Below are 16593 nucleotides of genomic sequence, written 5' to 3' on the forward strand. Positions count from 1 at the left end.
TTTCGGGCGGTTGGTCGGCGCCGCAGGCTAGCGCCGCTCGCTTCACAAAGCGTAAAGCCCGATGCAAATGCGCTAGCCGCGTGCCGGAAACACCCAGGCCGACGAGACGATATAGCTCAGCGCGCTTGCCGCGGCCGTGGTCAGCGCCGACATGGCGACGGGCGACAGGCCGAAACGCGTCACCGCGACATGCGAGACAAGGCCGGAAAAGGCAGCGCATCCGAGCTGCAGCGTGAGGTAGCGCGGCAGCGCTGTGGCGTGGTCGTGCTCCGCACCGAAGGTCCAGCCGCGTTGCGCGGAGTAGGCGACGACGAAGGCGATCGCATAGGCAACGGCACTGCCGACGAAGGGCGAGAGGCCGAGCGAAACCAGCAGCCACGAAAGCACGAACAGCAGCAGGGCGGCGCCGACACCAACCACCAGGAAGCGGAACAGGCGCGTCTGGATAAGGCCCGGCAACGCGTCGATCATCGGTTTTCGTCCGCCGGCAGATCACTGGACTGGCCAGCTCTCAGCCGCTTGACCGGAATTTCCAGGACGCCGAGCAGGAATGCCGAGAAGAAGGCCTGGAACGAAATCACGATCAGGCTGAGGCCGAGAACGACGATGCGCGGAATTTCGGAATCGTCCAGCGGGCCGAAGCCGAGATTGGCCCAGCGCAGCACGGCATAGGCGCAAAACGAGAAGCCGCCGGCAAAGCAGATGCCCGCATTGGCGGCGAGGCGGTCGGTGCTGATGGTCCTCGTCAGCCAGTCGGACCCGCGGCTGCGCGGCAGGATGCCGGTGACCTCGGCGTAGTAGCGCGAAATGACGCCGAAGGTGATGAGCTGCACACCGGTGACGATCATGAAGCAGGCGGCGACGAAGGTGTTCAGGTCGAGCGACAGATTGTTGATCACCCTGAGCGGCCCGAACACCAAAAGGGCCGCAAACAGCGTGCCGAGGCCGCCGAGCACCATGCCGGGGATGAAGAACATCCAGCGCGGATTGTAGACCAGCAGGAATTTGAGATGCCGCCAGCCGTCGCGCCAGGTCCTGAGATGCGGCGGCCGGCTGCGGCCGTCCGGCTTGAGCGTGGTCGGCACTTCCTCGATGCGCAGGCCGGCAAGCGCGCCGCGCACAACCATCTCGCTGGCGAACTCCATTCCGGTGGTCTGCAGATCGAGCTTCCTGATGCTCTCGGCGTTGAAGCCGCGCAGGCCGCAATGGAAGTCGCCGGTCCCGATGCGGAAGAACAGGCGGCCGATGAAGCTCAGCACCGGATTGCCAAGGTAGCGGTGCAGCGGCGGCATGGCGCCGGTTTCGATGCCGCCCCGGAAGCGATTGCCCATGACCAGGTCGGCGCCGTCGCGCAGGCGGGCCACGAACGCGTCCAGCGCGCTGAAATCATAGCTGTCGTCGGCGTCGCCCATGATGATGAAGCGGCCCCTGGCGGCGGCAATGCCGCCGAGAAGGGCGGCGCCATAGCCTTTCTGCGGCACCGCCACGACGCGGGCGCCGATGGCCGTCGCAATGTCCTGGGAACCGTCGGTACTGCCATTGTCGGCGATCAGCACCTCGCCAGCGATCCCGGCCTTGTCCAGGAAAGCTTTTGCCTTGCCGATGCAGACAGCCAGTGTCTCGGCCTCATTGAGGCATGGCATCAGGATGGTGAGCTCGAGCTGCTTGGTCTGGGTGGCTCGGATGGCGGTGACGGCGTTCATGGTCGTTTTCCATCGAGGCCCGTCCGGCGCGTGGCGAGACGGGCATCATTCAAGCCCACCCTTGCACGGCAAGGCTTAAGAAAACGATGACGCGGGTTCTCACCTTGTCTGCAATCGCGCGGCCGGGTTGGCGCCTTGCTGATGCGATCTTCAAAATGTCGCGATTGGCAGAGCCCGCCGATTTCCCTATATCGGCGACAGAACCCGCCGGAGACATCCCATGCCCCTCAAGATCGCCGTCCAGATGGACCATGTCTCCACCGTGTCGATCGCCGGCGACACCTCGTTCGCGCTGTCGCTGGAGGCGCAGCGGCGCGGCCACAAGCTCTACCACTACACGCCCGACCGGCTGTCGCTGCGCGACGGCAAGGTGTTCGCGCGCGTCGAGGAGATGCAGGTACGTGACGAGAAGGGCAGTCACTACACGCTGGGCGAGAAGGTGCGCACCGACCTGTCGGAGATGGACGTCATCCTGCTGCGGCAGGACCCGCCCTTCGACATGAACTACATCACCACCACGCATATCCTCGAGCGCATCCACCCCAAGACGCTGGTGGTCAACGACCCGGCCTGGGTGCGCAACAGCCCGGAAAAGATCTTCGTCACCGAATTCCCCGACCTGATGCCGGAAACGCTGATCACCAAGGATCCGCAGGAGGTGGCGGCGTTCCGCAAGGAGTTCGGCGACATCATCGTCAAGCCGCTCTACGGCAATGGCGGCGCCGGCATCTTCCATCTACACGAGGCCGACCGCAACCTCGCCTCGCTGCTCGAAATGTTCGGCCAGATGTTCCGCGAGCCCTATATCGTGCAGCGCTACCTGAAGGACGTGCGCAAGGGCGACAAGCGCATCATCCTGATCGACGGTGAGCCGGTGGGCGCCATCAACCGCGTGCCGGCGGAGCACGATTCCCGCTCCAACATGCATGTCGGCGGCCGCGCCGAAAAGACCGAGTTGACGACACGCGAGCGCGATATCTGCGCCCGCATCGGGCCGTCGCTAAAGGAGCGCGGCTTCATCCTCGTCGGCATCGACGTCATCGGCGACTACATGACCGAAATCAACGTCACCTCGCCGACCGGCGTGCGCGAGGTTCAGCGCTTCGGCGGCGCCGACATCGCCAGCCTGTTCTGGGACTGCGTCGAGGACAAGAGGCGGTAGCACGCTGCATGTGGACGCAACCGCGCCTGGGTTCCGTGGAACTGCGCCCCGCCGATCCCTAGTCTAGACCACGAAGAAGTCGTCCGCAGTGAGCCAGGTGCCCGGGTCGACGGCGGCGAACTGGACGGCCGCCGCCCCGCCCGCCCCGTCCGCATCGAACAGCAGGGCGCCGGTCGTGTTGTCATAAATGATGTGGTCGCTGTCATCGATGGCCTTGCTGCCGAGCGTGAAGACAGCAGCGAAAAGCGGGCCGGCCGACAGCCCGACGAATACGGAGCTGTCCAGCCGGAACACATCATCAAGCGCACTGAAGCCGACGATACGGTCGTAGTTGGCCGGTCCAACTGCGTCGAACACGAAGGCATCCCGGCCCGCGTCGCCGGCCAGCAGGTCGCGGCCGGCGCCGCCATTGAGGATGTCGTCGCCAGTGCCGCCGCGTAGGTCGTCGGAGCCGGCGCCACCGTCGAGAAAATCGTCGCCCGTATCGCCGCGAATGCCGTCGGTGCCCGCACCGCCGCTTATCTCGTCATCGCCGGCGTCGCCCTTCAGCCAGTCTGTGCCCGCGCCGCCGATGATGGTGTCGGCGCCAGCGCCTCCGAACAGCTGGTCGTGGCCGGCGCCGCCGTCGAGCGTATCGTTGAACGGGGTGCCGCTGATGCGGTCGCCACCGCCCAGCGCGGCGACGAGCACGGCATGATCGTGGCTTCCATAGCTCACTACGTTCGTGGCGTCGCTCAGCGCGACGGATTCGGCCGGTGGCGTGACCGTGATCGTGATCGTCGCCACATTGCTGTTGCCCTGGCCGTCCGTGGCGTAGACCGCAAAGCTGTCGGTGCCGACGAAGCCGGCCTCGGGCGTGTAGTCAAACAGATTGTCGCTCAGAAAGTCGGCATGATAGTGCAGGCTGGAGCCGTAGTGACCTTGGTGAAACGGGTAGTAGTTGCCGTCGAAACTCGTGCTCTGCTCGAGGGTGCCGTGGTCCGGCCCGTCCACGATAACAAAGCTCAAGAGATCGTAGTCGGCATCCGCGGCGCTGAACATGATGTCGTCGAGAAATTGCCCTTGCGAAACCGACAAATCCAGATCGGCGGCGGTGGGCGTATGATTGACGAAGCTGTCGGGCTGAAGCGCGCCGCCTTCCAGGATGATCTGATGCTGGCCGTACTGGGTGTTTTCGCCGCCGAAATATTCGTTGGCGCCAATCCATGTCACCGTGATGGTGTCGGGGCTGTCGGCGTTGACCGAGACAAGCTGGGCCGACATGAAGGCGGCCTGGTCGGACAAGGTGCGGATAAGATTGCCTTCGTTGTCGAAGACCTGTGTCTCCACCGACGTCCAGGTCTCGGTCCTGCCCTCGTGGGTGAAGCTGGTGATGGTGAAGAAGCCGTCGAAGACATCGACCGAAGCCAGGTCTATCCCACCGAACGGGAAATCCGGCTTTGCCCCTATCGGTCCGATCACGTGGCCGTCGGTTTCGGCAATGCTGAAAAGGACCGCGTCAGGGCTCGGATTGGGATTGTCGGCTTCTTCCCATACGGTGAGCTCACTGCCATTGCTTAGGGTCGGCATCCTGTCTTCCTCGCCTTCGCGCCTGGACGTGCTCCGGATGTCCCCCGATCACAACGATAGCATCGTAGGCGCGTCGGATCGGTGACAAACCCAAGCGCGCTTCGCCTTTTTCCAATGTGGTTAATTATGTGTTTCGAGCGGGAGTTCGTTGCTCAGTCGGCTTTCAACGTTCGATGACATCCCTCAGAGGCGATCGCTTTGGTGGCGATCTGTTCCCGTAATGTTCTTGCCTAAGTCTGAAATCTGTGGTTGTCTTGCGTTGACGTCGCGCGGCGCCCGATCATAAGGGCCGAGCGAGCCGGCATCCGGGGGCTTGAGAAAAGATGGTGGCGCGGGTTCGCACGGTCGCTTTCCAGGGCATCGAGGCCGTGCCGGTCGATGTCCAGGTGATGATCGCGCCGGGCAAGGTCGGCATGCAGATCGTCGGTCTGCCTGACAAGGCGGTGGCGGAAAGCCGCGAGCGGGTGCAGGCGGCCCTGCATGCCTCCGGCCTGTCGATGCCGTCGAAGAAGGTCACGGTCAATCTGGCGCCGGCTGACCTGCCCAAGGAAGGCAGCCACTACGACCTGCCGATCGCGCTCGGCCTGATGGCCGCGCTCGGCGCCATTCCGGGCGACATGCTGGCCGGCTATGTCGTGCTCGGCGAATTGTCGCTCGACGGCATGATCGCGGCGGTGGCCGGCGCGCTGCCGGCGGCGATCGGCGCCAATGCCGAGAACAAGGGCTTGATCTGCCCGTTCGGCTGCGGGCCGGAAGCGGCCTGGGCCGGCAAGGACTTCGACATCCTGGCGCCGCGCAGCCTGATCGCGATCGCCAACCACTTCCGCGGCACCCAGGTGCTGTCGCGGCCCGAGGCCGGCATCCAGCTCGCGGCGCGCGACCTGCCCGACCTTGCCGACATCAAGGGCCAGGAAACCGCCAAGCGGGCGCTGGAGGTGGCGGCCGCCGGCGGCCACAATTTGCTGATGGTCGGGCCTCCAGGTTCTGGAAAGTCGATGCTGGCGCAGCGGCTGCCGTCGATCCTGCCGCCGCTGGCGCCGAAGGAACTGCTCGAAGTCTCGATGATCGCCTCGGTGGCAGGCGAGCTCGGCGAAGGCAAGCTCACCGACAGGCGCCCGTTCCGCGCCCCGCATCATTCGGCCTCGATGGCGGCGATGGTAGGCGGCGGCTTGCGGGCGCGGCCGGGCGAAGTCTCGCTTGCCCATCATGGCGTGCTCTTCCTCGACGAATTGCCGGAATTCACGCCGCAGACGCTCGATGCGCTGCGCCAGCCGCTGGAGACCGGCGACTGTATGATCGCGCGCGCCAACCACCGTGTCACCTATCCGGCACGCATCCAGCTGGTGGCGGCGATGAATCCGTGCCGGTGCGGCATGTCGGGCGAGCCCGGCTATCGCTGCCTGCGCGGCGAGCGTTGCCGCACCGACTACCAGGCCCGCATATCCGGCCCGCTGCTCGACCGCATCGACCTCAGGATCGAGGTGCCGGCGGTCTCGGCCAGCGACCTGATCAGGCCCGACAAGGCCGAGTCCAGTGTCGCAGTGGCGCAGCGCGTGGCGCGCGCCCGCACGATCCAGCGCGAGCGGCTCGAACGCCTGGGCGCCGCCAGCGCCACCACCAACGCGCATTGCTCGCCTTCGATCATCGAGGAAATCGCGAGACCCGACAGCGCAGGGCTGACACTGCTCAAGGACGCCAGCGAGAAGCTAGGCTTCTCGGCGCGCGCCTATCACCGGGTGCTCAAGGTGGCGCGCACGCTCGCCGACCTCGACGCCAGCGAGACGGTCGGGCGGATCCATCTGGCCGAGGCGATTTCCTACCGTATGAGCGCGGAGCGGATGGCGCAGGCGGCTTAGGACGTCCCCTAAAGGTGATGGGACGCTGGCGCGCGCCCTGGCTCTCGCCCTCATATCGGCGCCAATGCCCCGGGGGAAAGGGCTGATCTGCCCGTTCGGCTACTGGCCGGAGGCGGCCCGGGCAGGCAAAGATTTCGACATACTGGCGCGCTGCGCAGCCTGATTGCCATCGCCAATCATTTTCGCGGCACGCAGGTACCGTCGCAACCCGAGCCCGGCATCCATGTTTCGGCGCGCGACCTGCCCGACCTCTGCGAAATCAAGGGCCAAGAAAGCGCCAAACGGGCGCTAGTGGCCGCGGCCGGCGGCCACAATTTGCTCATGCTGTGTACGAAAGACCCCCGCTTGCTTGCGTGGTTCAAGCGTCAGTAGCGCTGAAAAGACCGATGAACCGTTGTCGCAGGGCCTAAGAATCAATAAAAAACACCCATGGGACATTATTCTGTTGACAGATAACGCCCCATGGGCTTACTTCCAGGCATCCCTGGGGCCCGCGATGTCTGTGGTAGGCCCGCGAACCCCGGGGCTAACCCTGAAAGGTAATACAATGTATCCTAAAGCTGGCGATTTGCCGACCCCCCTCACCATGGACACGCTCGACGCCCTTGTTGACGCGGGCGACGTCAACGAAACACCATTCAACGTCTTCATCGGCCATAATCTGGGCCACCGCGTCTTCACGATGTCGGTCCCCTTCCGGAAGTTCTATGACATCTCCGATGTCGCCAACGATCGCGAGGCCGGACCCGTTGCCCAGCGCCCGCTGGACGCCAACCATGCTAAGAAACTGGCAGTTTACATGGTCAAAGGCCTTGTCTCTGCTGCCAAGATGAGACGCTTGGTTCTCGGCAAGGAAGTTCCCGACGACTTCGATGCAATCTTGCGGCAGTTGGGCGATCAGCCCTACTTCTCCTTGCAGCCTCTGGTTTGCAACGTGCGAAACGTCCCGCCCGGCGCAAATGGACCTAATGGGATTAGGGGGATGCGGCTGGAAACGGTGGCCGGTGAGACCGCTGCGTTCAAGGTCTTTCTGTCGGAGCGTCACATCCTGTGGGTCGTCGATGGGCAGCACCGCCGTCATGCTGCTGATATGGGGCTGTCCTTCCTTGAGACGGTTCGCCAGACTGGGCGCTATCCTGGCAAAGGTGCTGTTCTCTTCATCGACAAGGGCCGGCAGGTAACCGAGGGAGAAATGGTCGTTTGGAATGAAGCCTGGGAAGCCGCACGTTCCTACGCGACCTTGACCGTCGAGGTTCATCTTGGGCTGACGGTCGAGCAAGAGCGACAGTTGTTCCACGACCTCAATCGGCTGGGGAAGAAAGTCGATGCCTCCCTGGCCCTGCAGTTCGATAGCTCAAATCCGATCACCCACTTCATCAAGAGATCGTTGGTGGGCGACCTGGGTATTCATGTCTCCGACATTGAGGCAAAGGACTGGTCCGAGGACACGGGAGCCTTGGTGCTGAAGGATGTCGTGGCAATCAACGCCATCGCGTTCCTGAACAAGGGGAACATTGCTGGGGCCACCCCGGCGGTGGTTGAACCGCGCGAACCGACGATCCTCGATCTCTGGAGCCGGATCGTCGAAATCCCCGAGTTCGGCGCTGAGCGGGCGAAGGAGAAGACCACTGCGGCGCAGCCCGTTGTCCTCAAAGCGCTCGCGAAGATCGCCTACGACCTGAACTTCAGCAATCGGAAGCCGATAGACGCCGACGTCCTCTGGACCCGCTTCCTTGAAGCGCTGCCCGAGATGGACTTCTCGCACGACAACGCGATGTGGCGGTACTTCGCCATGACCGACACGGAAAGGGAGGAGGCCGGGCTGGCTACCCTGGCTGATTTTCTGCCTGATGATAGGGGCATCATTGCCAATCGCGACATTGGTGGCTTCCAGGGCGGTCTGATGCGCTTCGGAGCCAAACACAACGACATCTTCCCGATCCTGTCGGACATGATCCGTTGGAAGGTGGGCTTGCCGTCCCGTCGCGATGGGCAGCAGGCCAGCGACCCCTTGGCTGGCTTCGAGCTGGAGATTCCCGAAACTATGGCACAGTTCAAGAACTGACTGTCTCTCTGAGAGACGTTCGGAACGCGAGGGGGGCGTCCCCTTCGCGCTTCATTAAATCAAGTCGACAGGAAGGTGCTCAGGGCGCTCCCCTCAAGGGGGAGGGGAACGCTCAACCCTTCGCCTTCAGCTCCAGCCGCCGCTGATGCAGCACCGGCTCGGTGTAGCCGTTGGGCTGGTTTGTCCCCTTGAACACCAGGTCGCAGGCGGCCTGGAAGGCGATCGAATTGTCGAAGTCGGCGGCCATCGGCCGGTAGAGCGGGTCGCCGACATTCTGCAGGTCGACGATCGCCGCCATGCGCTGCAGCGAATCCCTGACCTGGATTTCCGAGCACACCTTGTGGCGCAGCCAGTTGGCGATGTGCTGCGAGGAGATGCGCAGCGTGGCGCGGTCCTCCATCAGGCCGACATCGTTGATATCCGGCACTTTCGAGCAGCCGACGCCCTGGTCGATCCATCGCACAACGTAGCCGAGGATGCCTTGCGAATTGTTGTCGAGTTCGCGCTGGATCTCGTCGGGCGTCCAGTTCGGCCGCACCGCCACCGGTACCGAGAGGATGTCGTCGAGCCTGGCCTTCGGCCGGCTCTTCAGCGCCGCCTGCACGGCATGCACGTCGACCTTGTGGTAATGCGTGGCGTGCAGCGTCGCCGCCGTCGGCGACGGCACCCAGGCGGTGTTGGCGCCGGCTTTCGGGTGGGCGATCTTCTGTTCCAGCATCGCCGCCATCAGGTCCGGCATCGCCCACATGCCCTTGCCGATCTGGGCATGGCCGGCGAGACCGCAATCGAGCCCGGTGTCGACATTCCAGGCCTCGTAGGCGGAGATCCAGGCGGCCTGTTTCATGTCGCCCTTGCGGATCATCGGGCCGGCTTCCATCGAGGTGTGGATCTCGTCGCCAGTGCGGTCGAGGAAGCCGGTGTTGATGAACACGACGCGCTCGCGTGCCGAACGGATCGCCTCCTTGAGGTTGACGGTGGTGCGCCGCTCCTCGTCCATGATGCCCATCTTGATGGTGTTTTTCGCCATGCCGAGCAGGGCTTCGACGCGATCGAAGATCTCGACGGCGAAGGCGACCTCTTCCGGCCCGTGCATCTTTGGCTTCACCACATACATCGAGCCGGCGCGGGAGTTGGCGCGGCGACCGTTCGGGCCGACATCGTGCAGCGCGACCAGCGCCGTCAGCGCGGCATCCATGATGCCTTCCGGCACCTCGTTGCCGTCGCGGTCGAGGATGGCCGGATTGGTCATCAGGTGGCCGACATTGCGCACCAGCATCAGCGAGCGGCCGGGAAGCGTCGCGGCACCGCCGCCGGGCGCGGTGTAGGCGCGATCCGGGTTGAGCTTGCGGACAAAACTCTTGCCGCCCTTGCTGATCTCCTCGGCGAGGTCGCCCTTCATCAGGCCGAGCCAGTTGCGGTAGACGACGACCTTGTCTTCGGCGTCGACTGCGGCGACCGAATCCTCGCAGTCCTGGATGGTGGTCAGCGCCGATTCCAGGATGACGTCGGCGATCCCCGCCGGATCGGTGCGGCCGATCTGGTTGGCGCGGTCGATTGATATCTCGATATGCAGGCCGTTCCTGACCAGCAGCACGGCTTGCGGGTTGGCGGCATCGCCCCGATAGCCGACGAATTGTTTGGGATCGGCTAACGTCGTGACACCGGCGCCCTCGCCCAGCCGCAGCATGCCGTTGACAAACGACAGCCCGTTGACCCCTGCCCATTTGCCTGACGTCAGCGGCACCGACTGGTCGAGGAAATCCTTGGCCCAGGCGATAACCTTGGCGCCGCGCGCCGGATTAAAACCCTTGCCCTTTTCGGCGCCGCCCGTCTCGGGGATGGCGTCGGTGCCGTAGAGCGCGTCGTAGAGCGAGCCCCAGCGCGCGTTGGCGGCGTTGAGCGCATAGCGCGCATTCATCACCGGCACGACCAGCTGCGGGCCGGCGACGACGGCGATTTCAGGATCGACATTGTCGGTCGAGACGCTGAAGGCGGGCCCTTCCGGCACCAGATAGCCGATCTCCTTCAGGAAGGTCTTGTAGCCTTCCATGTCGATCGGCGCACCGTTGGCGCGGTACCAGGCATCGAGCTTTTCCTGCATGGCATCGCGCTTGGCGAGCAGCGCGCGGTTCTTCGGCGCGAGGTCATGGACGATGGCCGAAAAGCCGTTCCAGAATTTTGCCGGATCGATGCCGGTGCCCGGCGAAGCCTCGTTCGCCACGAAATCATGGAGCTGCCGGGCAATGCGCAACCCGGCGATCTCGATGCGGTCGGTCATCAGCACGTCTCCAGATGGATGGCCGGGGAGGTCGGCCGTGTTTGCTGGCTCGGGGCCTTTGGCATGTTGAGGTTGCAGGGTCAATTCGGCTTAGGGTGAAGGTGGAGCATTTTGGCCTCCTTCGAAGACCCATCCGTACCGGGTGTTCTTCATTCGTCTGTTTGCGCAGGCCAATTCTGAACCGTTGCACTCTACGTCCAATGTCACGGCATGGATCCTAGGGTCTCCGCGACGTCGCTTCGCTCCTGCTCCGCCCTAGGATGACGAAGGCGCAAGATTCAGGTCAGGCCGAGCCGAAAATGGTGGCGTCCGAGAACCGGAGCGGAGCGTACTTAAAGTACGTGAGCACCGGAAGCGCAGGACGCCGCCATTTGCAGGCCGGCCTCACCTGAATCTACACCGCAATCCGCGGCCTTCCCGACGCCACCGCCACCACATGCGCCTCGATGAACATGCGCTGGCTTTCGACCGTCGAGACCTTGAGCTCGGTGGCGACGTCGATCTCGGCATTGTCGGTGCCGGCATCCTTCGCGCGCTCGGCGACGATCGCCCGCACATCGGCCTCGGCCGCGGCGAGCGCCGCCGCCTCGTCGGTGAAGTCGCGCACGGTCTGGCCCGAGGCGAGGCGGAACAGCCCCTCCTTCGGCTGGCTGACGCGCGCTTCGGCCGAGACGCGGACCTGGCCGACGACGGCGCCGAGCGCATTGGCGACGTCGGTGTCGTCCGGCACGACGCAGCCATTGCCGACCAGCCGCGGCAGGCCGGCATAGTGCAGCGGCGCCGAGGCGCCAAGGCCGATGACAGGCCGGTCGAGCGCGACGCTGAGGCGGGCAATGCCGGGATGGGCATCGACGGCGCGCTGCACCAGCGCATGCGCGACCGCGGCGGCGCCATCCAGCCCGTCCTCGGTGAAGGCGGTTTCGAGGATGTACTCGGCCGACCAGCGCGTCAGCGTCACCAGCACGCGCTCGGCGAGCGCTTCCGGCGTCGCGGCGATGGGCTGGCCGCGGCCGTCGCGCCTGCGGGCAAACAGCTCGGCGCCAAGGCGGGCGGTGTCGGCATGCCAATTGGCCTGCTTGCCGAGCACATGGGCGGCATCCGACGGCGTGAAGCCGGCAATATGCACCAGGCCGCGCGCCACCAGCCGGTTGAGCGTGGCGTTCTGGGCGTTCGAGGTGAGCAGCCTGTCGAGGGCGAGCGGCGTCGCGCCGATCGCCTCGTAGAGTTTTGCCTCCGGCGCCGTCAGGCCGGCGGCGAGTCTGTCGGGCACGCCGGTGCGCACGGCGAAGCGGCCATCCATGCGGCCGGGGTTCGGCGCGCGCAGTTGCCGCTCCAGCTCCGATGTCACGGCCTCGCCATGCGCCATGCCGGCCAGCGCCAGCGGCACCAGGCGGCGGGGGCCGAGCAGGATCTTCGGGTTGAGCGCGCCGTCCTCGAGCGCCACTTCGGAATCGCCGCCGAGGCCGAAGGTGCGCATCGCCACCGCCTCGACCATGGTGCGGAAGCCGCCGACGGTCGCGCCTTCCGGATCGAGCCGCGGACGGCCGCTGTCCAGCACGGCGACGTCGGTGGTGGTGCCACCGATATCCGAGACCACGGCGTCGTCGAGGCCGGTCATGTGGCGGGCGCCGACAAGGCTGGCGGCCGGGCCGGACAGGATGGTCTCGATCGGCCGCTGACGGGCAAAGGCGGCCGATACCAGCGCGCCGTCGCCGCGCACCACCATCAAAGGTGCTGCAATGCCGCGTGCTTCCAAAAACCCTTCGGTCGCTGCCACCAGCCGGTCGATCATCGAGATCAGCCTGGCGTTGAGCAGCGTGGTCAGCGCCCGGCGCGGGCCGCCGAGCTTGGCCGACAATTCGTGGCTGGCGGTGACCGGCAGGCCGGTGATGTCGCGAATGAGGTTCCGGGCGGCGAGCTCATGCGCCGGGTTGCGGGTGGCAAAATAGGCGCAGACGGCAAAGCCCGACACCGAGCCGCCGAGTTCCGGCAACGCCGCCTCGAGGCCGGAGAGATCGAGTTTGGCCGCGTTGCCGTGCACGTCATGGCCGCCGGGGCAGAACACCACCGGGTCGGTGCCTAAAGCCGTCTTCAACCCGTCGCGGGCAAGGTCGGCCTCGGAAAAGCCGATCATGATCAGCGCCACGCGCCCGCCCTGGCCCTCGACCAGCGCGTTGGTGGCCAATGTCGTCGACATCGACACCAGCTTGATCGCGGCTGGGTCGGTGCCGGATTTTTCAAGCACGGCGTCGACCGCGCCGGAAATGCCGACGGCGAGATCATGGCGCGTCGTCAGCGCCTTGGCCTTGGCCAGCACCTTGCCTTTCGGGCCACCTTCCTCCGCCCACAGCACGGCGTCGGTGTAGGTGCCGCCGGTGTCGATGCCGAGGAAGAGCGGGGCTGGCTTGGCGGTCATGGAAAGGTCCAGGCAGGTTTTCTCGCCCCGCCCTTAGCTGATACGGGCTGAAGGATAAAGGCGGGAGGGATGGGCCAGGGGTGGAGAGCTTGATCTCCCCCCTCGTGGGGGAGATGGCCGGCAGGCCAGAGGGGGGCGCTGTCCCGCCAGCCTACCGCAACTACAGCCCCTCCCAACGGTTCACTCAAGAGGCTCCGCGAGCCCAGCCGCAATCACAATATGCTGGCAGACATTGTCGATGTCGCGAATGATGTCGTCGTTCCAAAAGCGCAGAACGGTCCAGCCGTCCTGTTCCAGACGCGCTGTCCTTGCCTTATCGCTGATGACAGCATCGGGTTCCGTATGCTGGGAGCCGTCGACCTCGACGACGATACTTTTCTCCGAGCAAGCGAAGTCGACAATGTAGCCGGCGATCGGAAACTGCCGCCGAAAGCCAAGCCCCATCAACCGGTGCGCGCGAAGTTCGTTCCAGAGCTTCAATTCGGCTGATGTCATGACCTTGCGCATCGATCTGGCATTTGCGCGATGTTTTGGAGGCAATGGCGTATGGGGCATTGTCTATGCTCGTTGGCTATTGAGGTTGGTGCTCTACGGCGCCCCCCTCTGTCCTGCCGGACATCTCCCCCACGAGGGGGGAGATTGGCTACTCGCCTACCCCACAAATCCCACCCGCTTATGCGAATTGTCGCAGAACGGCTTGTTGGCCGAATGGCCGCAGCGGCAGAGGAAGGTGCGCGTGGTGCGGTCGATGGTGTGGCCGGTGCCGGTGACGATCTCGGCATTGCCTTCGAGCTTGAGCGAGCCGTTGACGGTCGGCGTTATCTTCAGCGGCCCGTCGCGGGCTTCCAGCGCCGGCGCGTCCTTCAGCGGCGGCTCGCCGGTGGCGGTGAAACCGGCCTTGATGTGGCTGTTGTCGCAGAACGGCTTATTCTGCGACAGACCGCAGCGGCAGAGCGTGGCACGATAGAAGGTTTCGTCGCCGAGCACGATCTCGGCATGCACCGCCAGCGGGCCGTTTTCGCGCACACGTACCGTGTTGACCACCGGCGGCTTTTCCTGCGGCCCGCCATCCTTGCGGTGATAGGTGATGGCGCCCGACGGGCAGTTCTCCGCCAGCGCCACCACCTTCTCGACGCTGGCCGCCTCGGGGTGGATCCACTCGCCCTTGGCGTTGGGCACGAAGACATGCGGGTTGCCCAGCACGCAGTTGCGCGAATGGATGCAGCGCTTGCCGGAAAAGGAGACGTCGATCTTCTCGCCTTCGACCGTGCCTGCCATGGGTGGGGTCTCCTGTGGTTGGAGACAGGCTAGGGCCGGGGTGCGACGGGCGTCAAGCTGCAAGCTCCCCCTTCCCCCCTTGTGGGGGAAGGGGGATCGGCGCGCAGCGCCGAGACGGATGAGGGGTGCTGGAAGAAACGCAGCGTCGAAAATTGAAGGATTTTAAGCGCTTAGCGTCCAGCGCCGCGATCCTTCCAGCACCCCTCATCCGACCTCGCTTCGCGAGGCCACCTTCTCCCACAAGGGGAGAAGGAAGGGCGCCGCCTACTCCACCAGATCGATTTCCTCGGTCTGGCCGCCGCTGCAGGTGTAGCAGCAGTCCTCGCATTTTTCCTTGTTGCCGGGGCCGACGCCCCAATAGGTCTCCTCGTCGCCGTCGACCCAGGCGCCGTAGCAGATCGATTCGCCCTCGTTGCAGGAGATCGGCAGTTCCTTGGTCTCGCCGTCGTCGAGGTAAAAATCCTTGCCATTGCCCGGCCAGACATAGTCGCGGTCCTGACTGTAGAGCTCGAGCCGCATGGCGTTGGGATGGCTGTTCTTGATCTCGAAGGTGACATCGCCGGCATGCGCCGCGGGCGCGGCCAGCGAGGCGATGAAGAAGGCCGCGGCGATGCGGCGGGCGGTGAAGAAAGTCATGCTGGTCCCCCGAAAGAATCGGCCCCCACGGCCGACAGGTCGAACATCGCATGCGAGGCTGGAGCGAGGAAGGATTGATTGGCGTGTTGTCCCCGCGACGTTGGCGATTGGCGAAGGCCGAGATGACAGCCAATCTCCCCCCTTGTGGGGGAGATGTCCGGCAGGACAGAGGGGGGCGCGAAGGAACGCCAGCATCTCGCTTAAGTCGCTCGGAATCCGCAAAGCAGGTGATCGCATCGACTGACTGAAATGCCGGCGGGACAGCGCCCCCCTCTGGCCTGCCGGCCATCTCCCCACAAGGGGGGAGATCGGCAGCTTCGGCGCCGCCCTACTCCGCCAGGTCGATCGTCTCGGTGGAGTGCTCCACGCAGATGAAGCAGCAATTGTCGCAAGGCTGGTCGTTGTCCGGGCCGACGCCGGCGGTGACGCTGTCGTCGCCATTGACCCAGGCGCCCCAGCAGATGTTCTCGCCCGGATTGCACGAGATCGGCACCGATTTGCGCGCGCCCGGGCGGATGAGGAAGACCTTGTCGTCGCCCGGCCAGACCGTCTCGCGGTCGCGGCTGAACAGTTCCACCGCGACGCCTTGCGATCGCTGGTTCTTGACGAAGACCGACATCTCGGCGGCCTGGGCGGGACCGGCGAGGAGAAGGGCGGCGAGGGCGAGGCGAATCATGGCGGTGGGTTCCCGGAGGTGGGGAAGTAGAGCATGGGCGCCGGAGCGGCGCGACCTCCCCTTCTCCCCTTGAGGGCAGGACAATCGTGTATGGCGCTCCCCCTCTCCGTCTCGGCTTCGCCGAGCCACCTCTCCCCCACTTTGTGGGGGCGAGGAACCCAAGCTTTTCAAGGCCGCGACCTCGGCGCTTGGCTTTCCTCGCCCCCGTGAAACGGGGGAGAGGTGGCCGCGTAGCGGCCGGAGAGGGGGCTGGCGCCACCATAGGCGACTGCCCTGCCGCAAGGGCGGAGATTGCGGAGCCTACCTGTCGACCACAACATGCGGCGCCAATCGCTCGATCTCGGCGATGATCTCCTGGCCGCTCATGTCGAGCGAGTTGATCTCCATGTGCACGGTATTCCCGCCGAAGGGCAGGATCTGGTTCAGCGCGTTGGCCGGCGCGCGTCTGATCTGGTCGGGCGGTTCCTCGTTGAGTTCGAAACTGACCATTCCCGAGCCCTTGCCGAGGGAAGAGAGGCGCACGCTTTGCACCCTGCTCCAGGGCACCAGCGCATCGCCGAGGCGAGCATCGCGGAAGCCGCGCTGATCGAGGGTGACCTTGACCGATGTATCGAAGGCGCCGCGCACGAAGAAGCCGCCGAGCCCGAGGAAGCCTAGCGCAAGCAGCGCCACCAAAAACACCCGCCCGCCATCGGCGCCGTTGACCAGCCCCTTCAGCATGTAGAAGCCGAAGATCGCCGCCATGAGGAACGATCCGGCGGCGGAACTGGACCTGTTGCTGGCACTGTTGCGGAGTTCTACGGGCGCGGACATGGGGCCTCCGAGGTGGGAGTGTAGAGCATCGGCGGGCGGAGCGGGAGCGGTTCTCCCCTTCTCCCCCTGTGGGAGAAGGTGGATCGGCGCGTAGCGCCGAGACGGATGAGGGGTGCTCCATCTTGGCGACAACGCTTCGTT

General features: G+C 65.0%; 13 protein-coding genes and 1 pseudogene. 4 read left to right on the top strand and 10 right to left on the bottom strand.

Annotated elements, in window-relative coordinates; all coding sequences use genetic code 11:
* Positions 1–72: 72 nt before the first annotated feature.
* Complete coding sequence (locus JG743_RS03430; protein WP_202298365.1) at positions 73–471, bottom strand: GtrA family protein; 399 nt, start codon at positions 469–471, stop codon at positions 73–75.
* Positions 468–1703, bottom strand: a complete 1236-nt coding sequence (locus JG743_RS03435; RefSeq protein ID WP_202298367.1) for a glycosyltransferase family 2 protein — start codon at positions 1701–1703, stop codon at positions 468–470. The genes JG743_RS03430 and JG743_RS03435 overlap by 4 nt, the downstream gene beginning before the upstream one ends.
* Positions 1704–1923: 220 nt before the next feature.
* Here JG743_RS03435 and gshB point away from each other — a divergent pair, with 220 nt between their 5' ends.
* A complete protein-coding gene (gene gshB / locus JG743_RS03440; protein ID WP_202298369.1) occupies positions 1924–2865 on the top strand; it encodes a glutathione synthase in 942 nt (313 codons plus the stop codon).
* Positions 2866–2928: 63 nt separating this feature from the next.
* Here gshB and JG743_RS03445 read toward each other — a convergent pair whose 3' ends face one another.
* A complete protein-coding gene (locus JG743_RS03445; protein ID WP_202298371.1) occupies positions 2929–4434 on the bottom strand; it encodes an Ig-like domain-containing protein in 1506 nt (501 codons plus the stop codon).
* Positions 4435–4757: 323 nt separating this feature from the next.
* Here JG743_RS03445 and JG743_RS03450 point away from each other — a divergent pair, with 323 nt between their 5' ends.
* The 3 genes and pseudogenes from JG743_RS03450 (at position 4758) to JG743_RS03460 (ending at position 8355) form a co-directional block, all read left to right on the top strand.
* The gene (locus JG743_RS03450; protein WP_202298373.1) at positions 4758–6290 is read left to right on the top strand and encodes a YifB family Mg chelatase-like AAA ATPase; all 1533 of its coding nucleotides are present in this window, start codon (positions 4758–4760) and stop codon (positions 6288–6290) included.
* A gap of 16 nt (positions 6291–6306) precedes the next feature.
* A pseudogene (locus tag JG743_RS03455) lies at positions 6307–6617 on the top strand (ATP-binding protein); the annotation flags it as partial.
* A 259-nt stretch (positions 6618–6876) separates the two neighbouring features.
* On the top strand, positions 6877–8355 hold the full coding sequence (locus JG743_RS03460; RefSeq protein WP_202298375.1) for a DNA sulfur modification protein DndB: 1479 nt from the start codon (positions 6877–6879) through the stop codon (positions 8353–8355).
* A gap of 112 nt (positions 8356–8467) precedes the next feature.
* On the opposite strand, the gene JG743_RS03465 is transcribed toward JG743_RS03460, so the two are convergent.
* The 7 genes from JG743_RS03465 to JG743_RS03495 form a co-directional block, all read right to left on the bottom strand.
* Positions 8468–10633, bottom strand: coding sequence for a malate synthase G (locus tag JG743_RS03465; RefSeq protein ID WP_202298377.1), 2166 nt, complete (start codon positions 10631–10633; stop codon positions 8468–8470).
* 394 nt (positions 10634–11027) lie between these two features.
* The gene (locus tag JG743_RS03470; RefSeq protein WP_202298379.1) at positions 11028–13049 is read right to left on the bottom strand and encodes a hydantoinase/oxoprolinase family protein; all 2022 of its coding nucleotides are present in this window, start codon (positions 13047–13049) and stop codon (positions 11028–11030) included.
* 180 nt (positions 13050–13229) lie between these two features.
* A complete protein-coding gene (locus JG743_RS03475; protein WP_202298381.1) occupies positions 13230–13604 on the bottom strand; it encodes an endonuclease domain-containing protein in 375 nt (124 codons plus the stop codon).
* 96 nt (positions 13605–13700) lie between these two features.
* Positions 13701–14327, bottom strand: coding sequence for a CDGSH iron-sulfur domain-containing protein (locus tag JG743_RS03480; protein WP_202298390.1), 627 nt, complete (start codon positions 14325–14327; stop codon positions 13701–13703).
* 264 nt (positions 14328–14591) lie between these two features.
* Positions 14592–14963: a hypothetical protein gene (locus JG743_RS03485; protein WP_202298392.1), complete on the bottom strand. Its 372-nt coding sequence runs from the start codon at positions 14961–14963 to the stop codon at positions 14592–14594.
* A 328-nt stretch (positions 14964–15291) separates the two neighbouring features.
* Positions 15292–15639 carry a hypothetical protein gene (locus JG743_RS03490; RefSeq protein WP_202298394.1) on the bottom strand — a complete coding sequence of 116 codons (348 nt, stop codon included), beginning with the start codon at positions 15637–15639 and terminating at the stop codon, positions 15292–15294.
* A gap of 300 nt (positions 15640–15939) precedes the next feature.
* Complete coding sequence (locus JG743_RS03495) at positions 15940–16452, bottom strand: hypothetical protein (RefSeq protein ID WP_202298396.1); 513 nt, start codon at positions 16450–16452, stop codon at positions 15940–15942.
* Between the last annotated feature and the right edge of the window lie 141 nt (positions 16453–16593).

Source organism: Mesorhizobium sp. 131-2-1, from assembly GCF_016756535.1.
In the GTDB taxonomy this organism is placed as follows: Bacteria; Pseudomonadota; Alphaproteobacteria; order Rhizobiales; family Rhizobiaceae; genus Mesorhizobium.

Excerpts from the sequence above, each read along its gene's own strand:
- JG743_RS03430 (WP_202298365.1), bottom strand. The coding sequence starts at position 471 with ATGATCGACGCGTTGCCGGGCCTTATCCAGACGCGCCTGTTCCGCTTC.
- JG743_RS03435 (WP_202298367.1), bottom strand. The coding sequence starts at position 1,703 with ATGAACGCCGTCACCGCCATCCGAGCCACCCAGACCAAGCAGCTCGAG.
- gshB (WP_202298369.1), top strand. The coding sequence starts at position 1,924 with ATGCCCCTCAAGATCGCCGTCCAGATGGACCATGTCTCCACCGTGTCG.
- JG743_RS03445 (WP_202298371.1), bottom strand. The coding sequence starts at position 4,434 with ATGCCGACCCTAAGCAATGGCAGTGAGCTCACCGTATGGGAAGAAGCC.
- JG743_RS03450 (WP_202298373.1), top strand. The coding sequence starts at position 4,758 with ATGGTGGCGCGGGTTCGCACGGTCGCTTTCCAGGGCATCGAGGCCGTG.
- JG743_RS03460 (WP_202298375.1), top strand. The coding sequence starts at position 6,877 with ATGGACACGCTCGACGCCCTTGTTGACGCGGGCGACGTCAACGAAACA.
- JG743_RS03465 (WP_202298377.1), bottom strand. The coding sequence starts at position 10,633 with ATGACCGACCGCATCGAGATCGCCGGGTTGCGCATTGCCCGGCAGCTC.
- JG743_RS03470 (WP_202298379.1), bottom strand. The coding sequence starts at position 13,049 with ATGACCGCCAAGCCAGCCCCGCTCTTCCTCGGCATCGACACCGGCGGC.
- JG743_RS03475 (WP_202298381.1), bottom strand. The coding sequence starts at position 13,604 with ATGCCCCATACGCCATTGCCTCCAAAACATCGCGCAAATGCCAGATCG.
- JG743_RS03480 (WP_202298390.1), bottom strand. The coding sequence starts at position 14,327 with ATGGCAGGCACGGTCGAAGGCGAGAAGATCGACGTCTCCTTTTCCGGC.
- JG743_RS03485 (WP_202298392.1), bottom strand. The coding sequence starts at position 14,963 with ATGACTTTCTTCACCGCCCGCCGCATCGCCGCGGCCTTCTTCATCGCC.
- JG743_RS03490 (WP_202298394.1), bottom strand. The coding sequence starts at position 15,639 with ATGATTCGCCTCGCCCTCGCCGCCCTTCTCCTCGCCGGTCCCGCCCAG.
- JG743_RS03495 (WP_202298396.1), bottom strand. The coding sequence starts at position 16,452 with ATGTCCGCGCCCGTAGAACTCCGCAACAGTGCCAGCAACAGGTCCAGT.